Annotated in this window: 14 protein-coding genes and 1 pseudogene; 7 read left to right on the top strand and 8 right to left on the bottom strand. The window is 71.2% G+C overall.

The window, feature by feature from the left end; genetic code table 11:
- Position 1 precedes the first annotated feature (1 nt).
- The 3 genes from QE438_RS12630 to QE438_RS12620 are packed head-to-tail and all read left to right on the top strand — an operon-like array spanning position 2 to position 3,283.
- On the top strand, positions 2 to 1,045 hold the full coding sequence (locus QE438_RS12630; RefSeq protein WP_130521698.1) for an SIS domain-containing protein: 1,044 nt from the start codon (positions 2 to 4) through the stop codon (positions 1,043 to 1,045).
- Positions 1,042 to 2,187 (top strand): N-acetylglucosamine-6-phosphate deacetylase, encoded by a 1,146-nt coding sequence (gene nagA, locus QE438_RS12625; RefSeq protein ID WP_130535430.1) that lies wholly within the window; start codon positions 1,042 to 1,044, stop codon positions 2,185 to 2,187. Before QE438_RS12630 ends, nagA begins: the two co-directional genes overlap by 4 nt.
- 16 nt (positions 2,188 to 2,203) lie before the next feature.
- Positions 2,204 to 3,283, top strand: coding sequence for a heparan-alpha-glucosaminide N-acetyltransferase domain-containing protein (locus QE438_RS12620; RefSeq protein WP_306995198.1), 1,080 nt, complete (start codon positions 2,204 to 2,206; stop codon positions 3,281 to 3,283).
- Between the two features lie 127 nt (positions 3,284 to 3,410).
- Here the strand turns inward: QE438_RS12620 and QE438_RS12615 are convergent, their stop codons facing one another.
- Positions 3,411 to 4,466 carry a putative sulfate exporter family transporter gene (locus QE438_RS12615; protein WP_307184137.1) on the bottom strand — a complete coding sequence of 352 codons (1,056 nt, stop codon included), beginning with the start codon at positions 4,464 to 4,466 and terminating at the stop codon, positions 3,411 to 3,413.
- Positions 4,467 to 4,545: 79 nt separating this feature from the next.
- Here QE438_RS12615 and QE438_RS12610 point away from each other — a divergent pair, with 79 nt between their 5' ends.
- Both QE438_RS12610 and QE438_RS12605 read left to right on the top strand, forming a co-directional pair.
- Positions 4,546 to 5,454 carry a LysR substrate-binding domain-containing protein gene (locus QE438_RS12610; protein ID WP_306995200.1) on the top strand — a complete coding sequence of 303 codons (909 nt, stop codon included), beginning with the start codon at positions 4,546 to 4,548 and terminating at the stop codon, positions 5,452 to 5,454.
- Positions 5,455 to 5,519: 65 nt separating this feature from the next.
- Complete coding sequence (locus tag QE438_RS12605; protein WP_306995202.1) at positions 5,520 to 6,023, top strand: hypothetical protein; 504 nt, start codon at positions 5,520 to 5,522, stop codon at positions 6,021 to 6,023.
- 65 nt (positions 6,024 to 6,088) lie between these two features.
- Here QE438_RS12605 and QE438_RS12600 read toward each other — a convergent pair.
- From QE438_RS12600 to QE438_RS12575, 6 genes and pseudogenes are all read right to left on the bottom strand, one after another.
- A pseudogene (locus QE438_RS12600) lies at positions 6,089 to 7,320 on the bottom strand (multifunctional CCA addition/repair protein).
- Between the two features lie 96 nt (positions 7,321 to 7,416).
- Positions 7,417 to 9,378 (bottom strand): transglycosylase SLT domain-containing protein, encoded by a 1,962-nt coding sequence (locus QE438_RS12595; RefSeq protein WP_306995206.1) that lies wholly within the window; start codon positions 9,376 to 9,378, stop codon positions 7,417 to 7,419.
- A gap of 239 nt (positions 9,379 to 9,617) precedes the next feature.
- A complete protein-coding gene (locus QE438_RS12590; protein ID WP_130525215.1) occupies positions 9,618 to 10,358 on the bottom strand; it encodes an endonuclease/exonuclease/phosphatase family protein in 741 nt (246 codons plus the stop codon).
- A gap of 40 nt (positions 10,359 to 10,398) precedes the next feature.
- Complete coding sequence (locus QE438_RS12585) at positions 10,399 to 11,208, bottom strand: thiol:disulfide interchange protein DsbA/DsbL (RefSeq protein ID WP_306995208.1); 810 nt, start codon at positions 11,206 to 11,208, stop codon at positions 10,399 to 10,401.
- An 89-nt stretch (positions 11,209 to 11,297) separates the two neighbouring features.
- The gene (locus QE438_RS12580) at positions 11,298 to 11,939 is read right to left on the bottom strand and encodes a thiol:disulfide interchange protein DsbA/DsbL (protein ID WP_306995210.1); all 642 of its coding nucleotides are present in this window, start codon (positions 11,937 to 11,939) and stop codon (positions 11,298 to 11,300) included.
- A 138-nt stretch (positions 11,940 to 12,077) separates the two neighbouring features.
- Positions 12,078 to 12,905 carry a c-type cytochrome gene (locus tag QE438_RS12575; RefSeq protein ID WP_306995212.1) on the bottom strand — a complete coding sequence of 276 codons (828 nt, stop codon included), beginning with the start codon at positions 12,903 to 12,905 and terminating at the stop codon, positions 12,078 to 12,080.
- A 220-nt stretch (positions 12,906 to 13,125) separates the two neighbouring features.
- Here QE438_RS12575 and yihA point away from each other — a divergent pair, with 220 nt between their 5' ends.
- Positions 13,126 to 13,764, top strand: a complete 639-nt coding sequence (gene yihA, locus QE438_RS12570; protein ID WP_130525189.1) for a ribosome biogenesis GTP-binding protein YihA/YsxC — start codon at positions 13,126 to 13,128, stop codon at positions 13,762 to 13,764.
- 527 nt (positions 13,765 to 14,291) lie between these two features.
- Here the strand turns inward: yihA and QE438_RS12565 are convergent.
- The gene (locus QE438_RS12565) at positions 14,292 to 14,999 is read right to left on the bottom strand and encodes a VIT family protein (protein ID WP_306995215.1); all 708 of its coding nucleotides are present in this window, start codon (positions 14,997 to 14,999) and stop codon (positions 14,292 to 14,294) included.
- Positions 15,000 to 15,459: 460 nt separating this feature from the next.
- Here QE438_RS12565 and QE438_RS12560 point away from each other — a divergent pair, with 460 nt between their 5' ends.
- A complete protein-coding gene (locus QE438_RS12560; RefSeq protein ID WP_306995217.1) occupies positions 15,460 to 16,824 on the top strand; it encodes a glutamate--cysteine ligase in 1,365 nt (454 codons plus the stop codon).
- The last annotated feature ends 29 nt before the right edge of the window (positions 16,825 to 16,853 follow it).

Genomic DNA, 16,853 nt, shown 5'->3' with positions numbered 1-16,853 from the left:
CATGACGTCCGACGTTTCGCTGCCGGCCCCGGCCGACACCTTGATGTACAACGAAGCCGCCTCCACCGCGCAGGTGGTCGCCGCCCAGTTCGCCCGCAATCACGCCACGGTGGTGGCGCTGGCGCAGTCGCTGCGGCAGAACCCGCCGCCGTTCGTGGCCACCTGCGCGCGCGGCAGTTCCGACCATGCCGCGACCTTCGGCAAGTATCTGTTCGAGACCCAGCTCGGCGTGGTCACGGCCTCGGCTTCGCCGTCGATCGGTTCGGTCTACGGCGCGCCGCTGCAACTGGCCGGCGCGTTGTTCATCGTCATCTCCCAGTCCGGCAAGAGCCCGGACCTGCTGCGCAACGCCGAGGCGGCCAAGGCCGCCGGCGCGCGCGTGGTGGCGCTGGTCAACGTGGAGGATTCGCCGCTGGCGCAGCTGGCCGAGGTGGTGATCCCGCTGTGCGCCGGCCCGGAGAAGTCGGTCGCGGCGACCAAGAGCTATCTGGCCTCGCTGGCCGCGTTGCTGCAGCTGGCCGCGCACTGGTCGCAGGACGCGGCGCTGCTGGCCGCGCTCGACGCGCTGCCCGGCGCGCTGCGCCAGGCCTGGGACGCGGACTGGTCCAGCGTCACCGAGGGCCTGGTCGATGCGCACAACCTGTTCGTGCTCGGCCGCGGCCTGGGCCTGGCCGCGGCGCAGGAGGCGGCGCTGAAGTTCAAGGAGACCTGCGGCCTGCATGCCGAAGCCTACAGCTCGGCCGAGGTCAAGCACGGGCCGATGGCGCTGGTGGGCCCGGGCTTCCCGGTGCTGTGCTTCGCCCAGCCCGATGGCACCGAGGCCGGCATGCTGACGCTGGCCAGGGAGTTCCGCGCCCGCGGCGCGCAGGTGTGGGTGGCCGCCACGCACGATGGCGACCTGCCGCTGGTGGAGGTGCCGCATCCGGCGTGCGCGCCGCTGCTGACCATCCAGAGCTTCTACAAGGCGATCAACGCCCTGGCCCTGGCGCGCGGCCATAACCCCGACGTGCCGCCGCATCTGAACAAGGTCACCGAAACCGTATGAGCATCTTTGCCCTGGTCAACGCGCGGGTGTTCGCCGCGCAGGGCCTGATCGAGGACGGCGCCGTGGTGGTGCGCGACGGCCGCATCGCCGCGATCACCGACCGCGCCGGCGCCAAGGCCTTCACCGAGGATCTGCGCGATCTTGGCGGCGCCTGGCTGGCGCCGGGCTTCATCGACATCCAGGTCAACGGCGGCGGCGGCGTGCTGTTCAACAACACGCCCACGGCCGAAGGCATCGACCGCATCGGCCGCGCGCATCGCAAGTACGGCACCACCGCCTTCCTGCCGACCCTGATCAGCGACCGCGCCGAAGTCATGGACACGGCCATCGCCGCCACGCGCCAGGCCATCGCCGACGGCGTGGACGGCGTGCTCGGCATCCACCTGGAAGGGCCGTACCTGGCGCCGGCGCGCAAGGGCACGCACGACGCGCAGCAGTTCCGCGTGCCCGGCGATGAGGAGATCGCCATGGTCACCGCGCTGGACAACGGCCTGACCCTGATGACGGTGGCGCCGGAGGCCATTGGCCCCGAGCGCATCGCCGCGCTCGTCGCGCGCGGGGCGATCGTGGTGGCCGGGCACACCGCGGCCAGCTACGAACAGGTGCGCGCCGGGCTGGACGCCGGCCTGCGCGGCTTCACCCATCTCTACAACGCGATGAGCCCGCTGCAGGGCCGCGAGCCCGGCGCGGTCGGCGCGGCGCTGGAAGATCCGCACAGCTGGTGCGGGATGATCGTCGATGGCGTGCACGTGCACCCGGCCTCCCTGCGCGTGGCCCTGGCGGCCAAGCCGCGCGGCAAGCTGGTGCTGGTCACCGATGCCATGCCGATGGTCGGCGACGAGCGCCCCAGCTTCGACCTGTATGGCGAGACCATCACCGCCGTCGACGGCGTGGTGCGCAACGCCGCCGGCTCGCTGGCCGGTTCCGCGCTGGACATGGCCAGCGCGGTGCGCAACGCCGTGCACCTGCTCGGCCTGCCGCTGGAGGAGGCGCTGCGCATGGCGACGCTGTACCCGGCGCAGTTCCTGCGGCTGGAACACGAGCGCGGCGCGATCGCCGAGGGCCTGCGCGCCGACCTGGTCGCGCTGGACGAGGACCTGCGCGTGGTCGAGACCTGGATTGGCGGGAAACCCTCGCTCTGAGCGACACTGCAGCGCCATGAACGCCCCCGCCACCCGCCGTTTCGCCTCGGTCGACGCCCTGCGCGGGCTGACGGTGGCCTTGATGCTGCTGGTCAACGACCCGGGCGACTGGGCGCATGTGTACGCGCCGCTGCTGCACTCGGAGTGGAGCGGCTGCACGCCGACCGATCTGGTGTTCCCGTTCTTCCTGTTCATCGTCGGCGTGTCGATCGCGCTGGGGATCGTGCCGCGCATCGAGGCCGGCGCCGATCCCGCACCGATCCGCCGCAGCATTGCGGTGCGCGCGCTGCGCATCATCGGCATCGGCCTGGCGATCAACCTGCTGGCGTGGTGGCTGCTGGACAAGCCGCACTTCCGCCCGTGGGGCGTGCTGCAGCGGATCGGGATCTGCTTCTTCGTGGTCGGCTGGCTGGCCACCTTGCCCAGGTCGCGCGCCTGGCTGGGCCTGCTGGCCGCGGGGCTGCTGCTGGGCTACTGGGCGCTGCTGGCCTTCGGCGGCGGCTATGCGCCGTGGACCAATCTGGTCAGCCGCGTGGACACCGCACTGCTGGGGCCGCTGGTGTACGAGCTCGACCCGGCCACCGGCCGCGGCCACGATCCCGAAGGCCTGCTGTCCACGCTGCCGTCCCTCGTGACCACCCTGCTGGGCCTGCACGCCGGCGGCTGGCTGCGCCGCGGCCGCGCCCATCGCCTGCTGCCGGGCGCCCTGGCCGGGCTGATGGTCGGCTGGCTGTGGTCGGCCGTGCTGCCCTGGAACAAGAACCTGTGGACGCCCTCGTTCGTGCTGTGGACGGCGGGCTGGGCGATGGCCGTGCTGTGGCTGTTCCACCAGCTCATCGATCGCCACGGCTGGCCGGCGCTGGGCCGGTCGCTGGGCATCAACGCGATCACGGTCTACGCGGGCTCGGCGCTGATGTTCCTGCTGCTGTACGCGGTGGGGGCATGGGAGGCGATCTACCGGATCGGGTTCGCGGGCTGGATGACGCCGAAGTTCGGGTCGTATGCGCCATCGCTGGCGTTCGGCCTGGCGTTCACCGGGCTGTGGTGGGGCATCGCGAAGGCGATGGAGCGGAAGGGGATCGTGATCAAGGTGTAGCGGCGACGCAGTGGCCTTTGCCTCTGCCTTTGCACTTGGCGCGCTGCAAGCGCGTTGCTCCCACACTTGCCCGCGTCTGCTCAAAAGCGGGAACAGCCGAAGCCAACCGCGGCTGCGCAAGCCACTGCTATGCCAACAGCAACATCACCCCACGATTGAGCGCATAGCCGCCTACCAGCAACAGCCCCCACAACAGCGCGGCCAACAGCAGCGGCTTGGCGCCGGCCTGCCGGATCGCTCCCCACTGCGTGCGCAGCCCCAGCGCCGCCATCGCCATGGCCAGCAGCAGCGTGTCCAGGCCGTTGGCCACCGCGACCACGGACGGCGGCAGCAGCTGCAGCGAGTTGAAGCCGGCCATCGCCACGAAGCCCAGTGCGAACCACGGAATGGTCAGCGGTATCGCCTCCGCATCGGCGCGCGCTCGACCGCGGCGCAGCCACGCCCCCAGCGCCAGCAGGAACGGCGCCAGCAGCATCACCCGCAGCATCTTCTCGATCACCGCCGCGTTCGCCGCGGCCTCGCCGACGGCACGGCCGGCCACCACGACCTGGGCGACCTCGTGGATGGTCGAGCCCGCGTAGAGGCCGTAGGCATGCGCGTCCAGAGGCAGATACGGCGCCAGCTGCGGATACACGAACATGCTCAGCGTGCCGAACACCACCACCGTGGCCACCGCGACCGACACCTTGTGCGCCGGCGCCTTGAGCACCGGCTCGGTGGCCAGCACCGCAGCCGCGCCGCAGATCGCGCTGCCGGCGCCGATCAGCATGGCGCTCTGGCGATCCAGCTTGAGCACGCGCGTGCCCAACCACGTCGCCGCGCCGAACACGCCGGCCACCACCGCCACATCGACCGCCAGCCCGGCCAGGCCCACGCCCATCAGATCCTGGAAGGTCACGCGCAGGCCGTAGAGCACGATCCCGGCGCGCAGCAGCGTGCCCTTGGCCAGATCCACGCCGGCTCCGGCCTGCGCGGCCATGGCCGGGAACACGCTGTTGCCCAGCACGATGCCGAGCACGATCGCCAGCGTCAGCGCGCCCAGCCCGGCGTGCTGCATCCACGGCAGTTGCGCCAGGCCGATGCCCGCCAGCGCGATGCCCAGCGCCAGCAGCAGTCCGGGCCAGGGGCCGGGCCGCGTGCCGAGCGTGAGCGAATGCGGGTGCGGAAACGTGGAACCGGACATGACGCGTCAGTGGCCTTGAAGGATGCGCCATGCTCGGCTCAAGGCTAGGATGCGTCCAATACATCATTCTCCGATTTCCATGAATTCAGCTCATGGCCTGAATCTGCACCTGCTGCGCGTCTTCGCCGCGGTGGTGGAACACGACGGCTTCTCGCGCGCGGCCGAGGCACTGTTCGTCAGCCAGTCCGCCGTGTCCAAGGCGCTGCGCGAGCTGGAGCATCAGCTGGACCTGCCGCTGATCGACCGCTCCGGCGGCCGCGGCGTGCGCCTGACCGAGAGCGGCCAGGCGCTGTATCGCCACGCGCGCGGCATCTTCGCGCTGGAACGCGCGGCGCTGGAGGAAGTGCGCGAGCGCGTGGGGCTGCGGCGCGGCGGCCTGCGCATCGGCGCCAGCACCACGGTGGCGGCGTACTGGCTGGCCGAGGCGTTCGCGCGCCATGCCGCGCGCCATCCGCAGCTGGACAGCGCGCTGGTGGTCGGCAACACCGGCGAGGTCGCCGAGGCGCTGATCGATTGCCGCATCGACGCGGGTTTCGTCGAAGGCCCGCCGCACGACGAACGCATCCTGGCCACGCGCTGGCGCGACGAGCCGCTGCAGGCGGTGGTCGCCACCGCCTCGACGCTGGGCGCGCAGCGCCGGGCCAGCGCCCGGCAGCTGGCCGCGCAGCGCTGGCTGGTGCGCGAGGCCGGCTCGGGCACGCGCGAGGTCGCCCAGTCGCTGCTGGCCGCGCGCGGCATCGTGCCGGCGCGCACGCTGGAGATCGGCGGCAACGAGGCCATCGCCCGAGCGGTGGCCGCCGGCGACGGCGTAGCGATCCTGCCGGCCGCGGTGGTCGCCGATCTCATCGCGGTCGGGCGCTTGCGCGCGCTGGCGCTGCCGCCCGGCCCGGCGCTGCAGCGTCCGCTCTATCGCCTGGAGCTGGCCAACCGCCCACGCTCGCCGGCGCTGGTGGCGTTCCTGACGGCCATGGAGCGGCGGGAAGCTTGAGCGGCGCGGCCGTCTCGGCCAAGCTTGGAAGACATGGACGCCATGGGCGAAGAAGGACCTCCGCGATGCCGATCAACACAGGTCGATTCCTCCTGCTCACCGCGGGACTCGTCGGGCTGCTGTCCGCCTGCGGCGGCGGTGCCCCCAAGCAGTCCCTGACGCTGACACTGGAAGGCAAGCCGTTGCGCTTCGACAAGCATCTGGGCGCCAACGATCCGCCGTCCGAGCCGACGGTGCATTTCGTGTCGGTCGGCGGACACCTGGACGACGATCCGTCGTCGCCCGGCTTCATGTTCCAGCTCGTGGCGCCGGAGGTGAAGCCAGGGACCTATCGCAGCGGCGTCGATCAGCTCTATGCGTCGTACTACGTGCAGACGCCCAGCGGGACGACGACCTACACCGGCGATGCCATGGACGGCGCCAGCTTCGTGATGACCGTGACGGCCATGGATGCCGACGGGGTGCAAGGCACCTTCTCCGGTCGGCTGAGGCTGACCGGCGGCGGCGAGCAGGGGCCGTTCCTACAGGTCGAGGACGGCCGCTTCTCGGCCCGCTACAACGGGCATTGAGTCTGCCGTCCGCGCCCGCCGGGTCGCGACGAGTGGGGGACGGGGCCTAGGCGCCCGCGCCGGGCTCAGCCGCCCGTCGAACGCGCGGCGCCGATCGCCGCGATGCGCACCTTGCGCACGGCCTCGCCGATCTGCAGGCCTTTGAGGCCTTCGGTGGCCACATCGCGCGCGCTCACCGCGCAGGCCGCCGCATGCAGGCGCTTGAGCGTTTCGCCCTGCGGATAGGCGTCTTCGGCGCTGCCGGCGCGTCCGCGCTTGTCGCATTCGCAGACCAGGGCCAGTTGAGCGATGCGCGCGGGCTTGCGGAAGCCGTCGCAGCGCGCCAGCAGATCGTGCACGGTGGCATCGCGCAGCTCGTCGATGCGGTGCACGTTGAGATGCTCGCGGCAGGCCATCACCGCCAGCTCGCGATGTTCGGTCGGCACCTTCAGCCGCGCCGACAGCGCCAGCAGCGGCTTGATGCCGGCCTGCTCGTGACCGATGTGACGTGGCAGCACGTCCGCCGGCGTCAGCGCCTTGCCCAGGTCATGGGTCAGCGCGGCGTAGCCGATCACCTCATCGCCCGGCGCCAGTCGCGCCGCCATGTCGCTGACCAGTTCCTGGTGCACGCCGGTATCGACCTCGGGATGGAACTCGGCGCGCTGCGGCACGCCGTACAGCGCGTCCACCTCCGGCAGCACATGCGCCAGCGCGCCGGCCTCGTGTGCAGCGTGCGCAGGAAGGCGCTGGGGCGCGGCGAGGCCAGCGCCTTGCGCAGCTCCTGCCAGACGCGCTCGGGCACCAGCGCGTCCAGCTCGCCGCTGTCGGCGACCTGCCGCATCAGCGCCAGGGTCTCGGGTGCGACGCGGAAGCCCAGCGGCGCCAGGCGCGCCATGAAGCGCGCCGCGCGCAGCACGCGCAGTGGGTCTTCGACGAAGGCCGGGCCGACGTGGCGCAGCACACGTGCCTCGATATCGTCCACGCCGTGATACGGATCGACCAGGGCGCCGTCGGCACTGCGCGCGATCGCGTTGAGGGTGAAGTCGCGCCGGCCCAGGTCTTCCTCCAGCGTCACGCCCGGGTCGGCGTCGACCACGAAGCCGCGATAGCCGCGTCCGGACTTGCGCTCGGTCCGCGCCAGCGCGTACTCCTCCTGCGTGTCCGGATGCAGGAACACCGGGAAATCGCGCCCCACCGCGCGGAAGCCCTGCGCCTCCATCTGCGCCTGCGTGGCGCCGACCACGACCCAGTCGCGATCGCCCGGCGGCAGACCGAGCAGGGCATCGCGGACCGCGCCGCCGACGAGATAGGTCTTCATGAACCCAGGAGTGCGTGCAGAGGAGTGAGAAGTGACTGGAGCGGGCAGGGCTTCAGGCGAGCCAGGATGCCAGCATGCCTTGTCTTCGCTCACTTCTCACTCCTCTTCACTCACTCCTGTTTGCGCCCCGCACGCGAAGCGCTTGCGCTTGCCGTCCAGCCGGCCCTGCATGCGTTCGTCCAGCGACAGCGCGTCGCCGCCCAGGCGCCAGTCGTAGATCACGCTGAAGGCCAGCACGCGGGCCACGTACTCGCGGGTTTCCTTGTAGCTGATCGTCTCGATCCAGATATCCGGGTCGAAGCCGGGCCGCTGCGACTGCCAGCGGGCGGTCGGCGTCGGGCCCGCGTTGTAGGCGGCGATGGTGACGTAGGGCGTGCCGTACTTGCCCAGCAGCTCGCGCAGGTAGGCCGCGCCGATGGCGATGTTGGTGTCGGCGTCGTACAGGCTCTGCGCGCCGCCGTAGGCGATGCCGTTGCGCCGCGCCACCTCGGCGGCGGTGCCCGGCACCACCTGCATCAGCCCCAGGGCGTTGGCCGGCGAGCGTGCATTGGGATTGAACACGCTCTCGGCGCGGATCTCGGCCGCCACCCAGGCCGGATCGATCGCATTGCGCTGGGACTGGGTGCGGATGGTGGCGTCGTGGTGCAGCGGGAAGCGCAGGCGGTAGAGCTGCATCTCCTCCGGCTTCTTGCCCAGGGCGAACACCGCACGGTCGAACCAGCCGTTGCGCTGCGCCACTTCCACCGCGATGCGCCGCTGATCGTCGTTGAAGCGGCTCAGCGCGTCGTTCCATTCGGCGGTGGCCCAGGCGGCGCGGTCCAGCTTCCACAGCTCCATCGCGCGCACCAGCGCGGGGTCGCGCGCCACGGCCGCCTGCGCCTGCGCGCTGTCGCGCGGCTCGCGCGGGCACAGCGCATAGGGCTGGTCGAGCACGTCGGCGGCCAGGAAGCCGTGGAAGGTGCTGGTGCGGGCGGCCTGCGCGTACAGCGCCCTGGCCGCGCCGGGCTGGCCGGTCTTGTCGAGCATGCGCGCCTCGAACCACTGCCAGCGCGCATCGCCGCGCTGCCCGGCCGGCATAGCGCGGATGGCCTGCAGCGCCGCGGGCCAGTCGCCGCGGGCCATGGCCTCGCGCGCCTGCCATTCGTGCAGGCGTTCGTCGTAGGCGGCGGCGGGCACGGCGGCCAGGCGGCGCGCCGAGTCGGGCAGGTAGGAGGCCACCGTCCACAGCGCGATCTGGTAGAGCACCTGGCCGCGCTGGGTCTCGCTCAGTCCCAGGGCCTGCACGTACTGCGGCAGCAGGCCTTCGGCGGCGTCGGGGTCCTTGCGCGCGAGCAGTTCCAGGCCGTCGGTGGCCATGGCGCGGGCGCGGTCGGACGGTTCCCAGGCCAGGCCCTGGGGGCCCGGCGCATCGAGGAAGCTCGCATACGCCAGCACCTGGCTGCGCGCGCCGGCGCTCATGCCGTTGGCCGCCGCGCGCATCACGCCCGTCTGGCCCGCGGCCGCCGCCGCGTCGATGCGCTCCCAGCGCAGCGCATCGCTGAGCTGGCCCTGCGTGGCCAGCGCGGAGAACACCGGGTCGCAGCCGTCGGGCAGGGACTTGCTGGCCCCGCGCCACAGGGCCTGGGCCTCGCTCACCCAGGCCGCATCGGTGCGGCCCTGTACCCACAGCGCCTGCAGCCGCGCGCAGCGCAGGCCGGGGTTGTCGGTGGGCTGCCAGTTGGCCAGCAGCGTGGGCCAGTCCTTGCGTCGTGCCAGCGACGGCAGCCAGGCGCTGCGCAGGGCGTTGGCCACGGGCTGGCCGCTGTAGCGGCGCAGGAAGTCCTGCGCGCGCGCGGGGTCGAGCGTGTCGATGTCGCGCTTGAGCTGGGCGAACTCGATCCAGCCGCGCACCGGGCTGCTGGCCAGGGCCGGGTTGGTCAGCGCATCGCTGGGTTGGCCGCGGTCGGCGGCCTCCAGCGCGGTGCGGACCAGCGGGCGCTGCGCATCCAGGTCCTGCGCGGCGGCGGGCGCGCAGAGGCACAGCGAGGTAACGGCCAACAGCAGGAGCGATCGCATCATGCGCGCGATGATAAGCAGGCGTGCATGAATCGGATTTCCGCGGTGGGCGTGGGTTTGGAAGGAGCGCCAACGGCGCCTCCCCACCTGTAGAGCGGAGCTTGCTCCGCTGCGGCTTTCCCCACACACCGAACGAAACGCAGCCGAGCTTGCTCCGATGGGGCTTTCCCGATGATCTGGCCGAAGAGCAGCGGAGCAAGCTCCGCTCTACAGGCGGGCCGCCGGGGGGATATTCAGAAGTCCTACTGCCGCAGCGCCTGCGCGGGGACGTCGATGTCCAGCGCCAGCGCCAGGTGGTCGGAGAACGCTGCCGGCACGGCCCGCGCATTGGCGTGGGCCAGCTGGTCGGTGACCAGGATGTGGTCGATCGCGCGCGCCGGCTTCCAGCTGGGGAAGGTCGGCACGCAGAAGCTCGGCGGACGCAGGTGCGTGCGCTCGTACAGCAGGTCCATTTCCGGCACCGTCGGCACGCAGTTGAAGTCGCCCATCAGCACCGCATGCGGATGCGGGGCCAGCAGCTCGGCGATATAGCCCAACTGCTGGCGGCGCGAGCCGTTGCCCAGCGACAGATGCGCCACCGCCACCACCAGGCCTTCCTCGCCGCTGCCGAAATGCGCCAGCAGCACGCCGCGCCCGGCGATGCGCCCGGGCAGCGGGTGCATCGCCACCTTGACCGGCTCGAGCCGGCTCAGCAGCCCGTTGGCGCTGCCGGCCACGCGCGCCACGTTGCGGTTGGGCTGGTGGCTCCAGTACTGGAAGCCGGCGCGCTGGGCCAGATAGTGGGTCTGGTTGGTGAAGCCGGAGCGCAGGCTGCCCGGATCGGCCTCCTGCAGCCCGACGATGTCATGGCCGCCGGCCAGGTCGGCGATGGCGTCCAGGCTGCTGCGCTTGGCGCCCACCGGCAGCGCGTGCGACCAGCTGCGGGTGAAGTAGTCGCTGTAGCGGCGCGTGCTGGAGCCGGCCTGGATGTTGGCGCTCAACATCCGCAGCCGGCGTGCATCGGGGGACACTTCGGTCATCGGCTTACTTGGCGGCCTGGCGCTCTTTGGCGATCAGGTGGTCGGTGATGCGCAGCATGTCGGCCATCGAGCGGCCCTTGACCAGGTACTTGCCGCCCACGATCAGCGCCGGCGTGCCGGGGATCTGCGCGCGCATCAGGAACTGGTTGGCCTTGCTCAGCTTGCCGGCCACCGCGAAGCTGGCCATGGCCTGCTTGAACTGGTCGGCGGTGACGCCGTACTGGGTGTACCACTGGGCCACCTTGTCCGCGTCGAAAGGCTCGCCTTCGCCCGGCAGCGCGTGGTCGACGTGGATCGCCTTGAACATCGCGTCGTGGCTCTTCTTCTCGATGCCCAGCGCCTGCGCGGCGTAGTAGACCTTGGCGTACTCGCGGAAGTCCGGACGGAACTGCGCCGGCACGTAGACCACCTTCACGTCGGCCGGCTGCTTGGCCTTCCACTGGTTGAAGCCGGGCTCGAACTGCGCGCACGCCGGGCAGATGTAGTTGAAGCCTTCGACCACCTCGATCTTGCCGTCGGCGGGCTCGAAGGGCTGGCCGTCGGCGATCACCGAGTAGTCGGTACCTTCCACCGGCGCCGGGCCCTGCGGCGGCACGATCGGATTGTTGTTGGGCGCATCGGGGGCGGCGGCCTCGGCCGGCGCGCTGGCGGCGGGGGCGCTGGTGTCGGTCGCAGCCGGGGCGGCTGGCGCGGAGGCGGCCGGGGCGGAAGCGGCGGGCGTGCTCGCGGCGGTCGCCGCGGAGGCGTCCTCCTTGGAACAGGCGGCCAGCACGGGCAACAGGGCCACCAGGGCCAGGGCGAAACGGGTCTTCATGGTCGGTGCGACTCCATAGCAGCAGGCGAAGAAGCGGGCGGGCGCGCGGGGCATGGTGCCGCCGCGCACGTAAAGAAGGGATGTGCGCGTTACTTGGCGGCGGCCAGTTCGCGCTTGATCAGGAAGTCGGCGACCTTCAGCACGTCGTCCGGGTCGACCGTGGTGATGCGGTACTTGCCGTTGATCACCAGGGTCGGCGTGCCGCGGATGCCGCTGGCCATGCCGAAGGCGCGCGCCTTGTCCAGCTGCGCGGCGACCTGCGGCGATTCCATGGCCGCGGCGAACTTGTCCGGGTCGGGCCCGAAGCGCGCGTAGAACCCGGCGATCTCCTGGTCGCTGGCGTTCTGGATCGGCAGCTCATGGCTGTCGTGCAGGGCCCTGAACACCGCCGCGTGGCTCTGCTTGAGCACGCCCAGCTGCTGGGCGGCGTAGAACGCCTTGGCGTAGGGGATCCAGTAGCCGCCGAACGCCGCCGGCACCGAGGTCACCCGCACGCTGGCCGGTTGCCGCTTCTGCCAGGCCTCGAACTGCGGCTCGAAATGCGCGCAGTGGATGCAGACATAGCCGAACACCTCGACCACCTCGACCTTCTGCTGGCCTGTGAGCGGGGCGAAGGGCTGGCCGCCGGCGATGACGTCGTAGTCCTCACCCTCCACCGGCGCATTGGAGGACGCGCAGGCCGTCAGCGGCAGCAGGGCGAGCAGGGCGAGGACGAACAAGCGCAGCTTCATGCGGGGAGAGCTCCTTCCGGTCGGGAGGGTGGGGAGGGGGATTGTCCGGCAAAACGCACGACGCCGGCCATGCAGGGCCGGCGTCGTGGGTGACGGGGGCGACAGCCGTGGCCGCCGGCGCGGTGCGCCGCTTGGACCTCAGGACTGCCCGGTTGGTTCCGCGGGCGCGGCGGGCGCCGGCGCCGAGGCGCTGGCCGAGGGGGTGGCGGCCGCATCGGCGGCGCTCTCGTGCAGGCCCTGGATGTAGCTGCCCAGCGACTGGATCTCCTGATCGGTCAGCGGCTTGGCGACCTGGGCCATGATCTGGAAGTGGGCCGGATCCTTGTAGGCGGTCGTGCCGGCCTGGTACTCCTGCAGGCGTCGCACCACATAGTCCTGCGGCTGGCCGCCGACATGCGGATACGGCGGGCCCGGGTTGCCGGCGCCGCTGGGCCCGTGGCAGGCCATGCAGGCCGGGATGCCGCGCGCGGCATCGCCGCCACGGAACAGCTGCTCGCCGACCTGGTAGAACTTCAGCCCCTTGTACGGGCCCTCGGTGATCGGGGTGTCGTCGGCCACGCCCGCGCCGGCCTTCTGCGTGGCGAAGTAGGCGCCGACATCGCGCATGTCCTGCGGGCTCAGGCTCTGGGCAAAGGGGATCATCACCGCGGCCATGCCGCTGGTGCGCTGGCCGGTGGCGAACAGCGCCAGCTGCTGGGCGATGTAGCGCTCGCTCTGGCCAGCCAGGCGCGGATAGATCGGCGCGGCCGGGTTGCCGTCGGCACCATGGCAGGCCGCGCAGGTGCCGGCCTTGCTCTGGCCGGCCTTGGCATCGCCCCAGTGGGTCTTGGTCAGGTCGATCTCCAGCGGCTGGGCCTGCACCGGGGTGTTGTCCGGCAGCGGCGTCACGCTGGTCTGCGCGTAGGCGGCGGCCGCGACGGCGACGATGGCAAGGCTGGACAGTCCCAAGACACGAGCGTGGCGCATAGCTGGAGCTCCGTGATTCCCAATGGTTCGCGCACCGCAAGGCCCGGGGCCGCGCGAAGCCGGCCGATTATCGTCATGGCCCGCTCGGACGGTCAATGCGAGTGCGCGTCCCGCGCGCGCAATGCGCCAGTTGCGCGCAGATGCCGGGCAGATGCACGGAAAAGATGGCGCGCTGCAACATGGCCGCCGTGCCGCGCGACGGCCGTGCGATCCTATGCCCATGGCCGTCTCCAACTATCTCAACGCCGCGCGCTACCTGCTGTCCGCGCACAACGCCCGCCAGCTGCCTGCCGACGACGGACTGGAGGTGGCCTTCGCCGGGCGTTCCAATGCCGGCAAGTCCAGCGCCCTCAACGCCCTGGCCGGCCACAACGCGCTGGCGCGGGTCTCCAAGACGCCGGGCCGGACCCAGCAGCTGGTGTTCTTCGAGGTCCGGCCGCAGCGCTGCCTGGTCGACCTGCCCGGCTACGGCTACGCCAAGGTGCCGATGGACCTGCAGGCGCACTGGCAGGCCTTCATCGACCAGTACTTCGCCACCCGCCAGTCCCTGCGCGGGCTGGTGGTGGTGATGGACATCCGCCATCCGCTCAAGGACTACGACCGGCAGATGCTGGGCTATGCCGTCCAGCGCAGCCTGCCGGCGCACGTGCTGCTGACCAAGGGCGACAAGCTCGGCCGCGGCCAGCAGTCGCAGACCCTGGCCGCGGTGCGCAAGGAATTGTCCTCGGCGTTCGGCGACAGCGTCGGGGTGCAGGTGTTCTCGTCCGAGTCCAAGCAGGGCGTGGACCAGGCTCGCGCCGTGGTGCAGACCTGGCTGGACCTGATGCCGGCGGCCGCGCCGGCCGTCGCGGCCGAGTAAGCGCCGCGGCGTTTCCCCTTTCCGTTCGCGCTGTAGCGGCTTTCCGTTCGCACTGTCGCGGCCGATCAGCGCCGCGACAAACCCTCTACCGTCGTTCCCGCGAAGGCGGGAACCCATGGACGTTGCTCGACCTGCACGGACGTCCCTGGATCCCCGCGTTCGCGGGGATGACGAGTTTTGAGTTCATCGCGCGCAGCGGGATCGGCTTTCGGGGAGCAGGTGGGTGCAAAGCTCACGCCGCACCCAGTAGCAAACCTCCCTACCGTCGTTCCCGGGTGCGCGGGAACCCATGGACGTCGCTCGACCTGCACGGAAGTCCCTGGATCCCCGCGTTCGCGGGGATGACGAGTTTTGAGTTCATCGCGTGCCGCCCGATTGGCTTTTGACGAGCAGGTGGATCCAAGGCGCGCGCCGCACCCAGTAGCAAACCTCCCTACTGTCGTTCCCGCGAAAGCGGGAACCCATGGACGTTCAAGCGCCAAACCAGTGCACTGGGTTCCCGCTTTCGCGGGAACGACGGGTGATGGTCAGCCGCCCAACCCTGACGGCGACACGTCGAACGCACGCCCCACCAGATCCGCCGCCGCCATCGCCAGCGCGCCCCAGAAGGTGACCCGCAGCGCCCCGCGCAGCGTCGACGCGCCGCCGGCGCGCGCGGCCAGCGCGCCGGATGCCAGCAGCGCCAGCAGCGTGGCCACGATCACCGCCAGCCGCGCCTGCGCCGGGAACAGCAACGCCGCCAGCAGCGGCAGCACCGCGCCGGTGGAGAACGCCGCCGCCGAGGCCAGCGCCGCCTGCACCGGCCGCGCGCGCAGGGCCTCGGTGATGCCCAACTCGTCGCGGGCGTGGGCGGCCAGGGCGTCGTGCGCGGTCAGCTGCTCGGCCACCTGACGCGCCAGCGCGGGCTCCAGGCCGCGCTGCTCGTAGATACCGGCCAGCTCGATCAGCTCGTTGTGCGGGTCTTCGGCCAGCTCTCGCTTCTCCAGCCTGAGGTCCGCGCGCTCGGTATCGGCCTGCGAGCTGACCGACACGTATTCGCCGGCCGCCATCGACATCGCCCCGGCTACGAGCCCGGCCACGCCGGTGGCGACCAACGCGCCCTGGCCCGCGCCGCTGGCCGCCACGCCGACCATCAGCCCGGCGACGGAGACGATGCCGTCGTTGGCGCCGAGCACGGCGGCGCGCAGCCAGCCGGTGCGGTTGCTGCGGTGGACTTCGGCGTGGAACTTGCGCATGGGCGATGACCGGCGATCGGGAGGCCACAGCCTAGCCAACCACGACCACCCGGCGCGAACTGCGAGGCCTGGCGCGAATGCGATGCGCTCGCGCAGGGGCGATCGATGCGTGTGCGTTCCTGAGCGCAGGTCGATCGACTACGCAGGATGGGCCGCGCTGCGTGGCGGAGTAGATGTCGATCGATGTCGTATCGGCTAACGCGAGCGGGCGCGTTGGTCGAGGCTGCCAGTGTCTGGCATGGATTGCCCGCCAAGGAGTCCCGCATGCGAGTGCCGCGCGCAGACCGATTCCAGTGGAGCCTCGTCGCACATGCCCGCTGAGTCGATCGGGTGCTCAGCAACGGAAAGCTCAAGAGACGCCAGCGTCGACGATGCGGCGGGGATCGCCCGGTATCATGCGGCCGTTGTGCTGGTCCCCCCCGCGGCGCCAGATCGCCCCCCTCTTCGTTGCGAGTCGCCCTTGTCCAGTCCCAGCCACGTTGCCGATACCCCGATCACCACGCTGTCGCAGCTGGTCGATTACGCCGCCTCCGGGGCGCGGCCGCGCGAGGCGTGGCGCATCGGCACCGAGCACGAGAAGTTCGGCTTCCGCACCGACGATCTGCGCCCGCCCACCTTCGAGGGCGAGCGCGGCATCGAGGCGCTGCTGGTCGGGCTGACGCGCTTCGGCTGGCAGCCGGTGCAGGAGGACGGCCGCACCATCGCGCTGCTGCGCGACGGCGCCTCGGTCACGCTGGAGCCGGCCGGTCAGCTCGAGCTCTCGGGCGCGGCGCTGGAGACGCTCCATGAGACCGGCGACGAGCTGACCGTTCACCTGGACGAAGTGCGCCAGGTCGCCGACGAGCTGCGCCTGGGCTTTTTGGGCATGGGCTTCCAGCCCAAGTGGACGCGCGCGGACATGCCGTGGATGCCCAAGGGCCGCTACCAGATCATGAAGTCCTACATGCCCAAGGTCGGCAAGCTCGGCCTGGACATGATGACGCGCACCTGCACCGTCCAGGTCAATCTGGACTACGGCAGCGAGGCGGACATGGTCAAGAAGTTCCGCGTGTCGCTGGCGCTGCAGCCGATCGCCACGGCGCTGTTCGCCGACTCGCCGTTCACCGACGGCGCGCCCAACGGCTACCAGAGCTACCGTTCGCACATCTGGACCGATACCGATGGCGACCGCACCGGCATGCTGGATTTCGTGTTCGAGGACGGCTTCGGCTTCGAGCGCTATGTCGACTATCTGCTCGACGTGCCGATGTACTTCTCCTACCGCGACGGCATCTACCACGACGCCTCCGGCCAGAGCTTCCGCGACTTCCTCAAGGGCCGGCTGCCGGTGCTGCCCGGGGCGCTGCCCACGCTGCGCGACTGGTCCGATCACATGACCACTGCCTTCCCGGAGGTGCGCATGAAGAAGTACCTGGAGATGCGCGGCGCCGATGCGGGCACGCCCGATCGTCTGGCCGCGTTGCCGGCCTTCTGGGTGGGCTTGCTGTACGACGATGCGGCGCTGGATGCGGCCTGGGACCTGGTGCGCGACTTCACCGGCGAAGAGCGCCACGCCCTGCGCGACGGCGTACCGCGGCATGGCCTGCGCCTGCCGTTCCGTGGCGGCAGCGTGCGCGATCTGGCGCGGCGCGCGCTGGAGATCGCCCACGCCGGCCTGGCGCGGCGCGCCCGCCTGCACGCAGGTCGCGACGAGACCGGCTTCCTCGATCCGCTGCATGCCATCGTCGATTCGGGTGTGAGCGCGGCCGACGCCAAGCTGGCGTTGTACGAGGGCGCATGGCGCCGCAGCGTGGACCCGGTCTTCCGCGAGTTCGCCTACCGCTGAGCGCCCACGCGGGTTGGGCGCCCTGCGGC

Source organism: Pseudoxanthomonas sp. SORGH_AS_0997 (assembly GCF_031453535.1).
In the GTDB taxonomy this organism is placed as follows: domain Bacteria; phylum Pseudomonadota; class Gammaproteobacteria; order Xanthomonadales; family Xanthomonadaceae; genus Pseudoxanthomonas_A; species Pseudoxanthomonas_A winnipegensis.
Note: the sequence above shows the minus strand (reverse complement) of the source record. Positions and strands in the feature narration are given on the sequence as shown.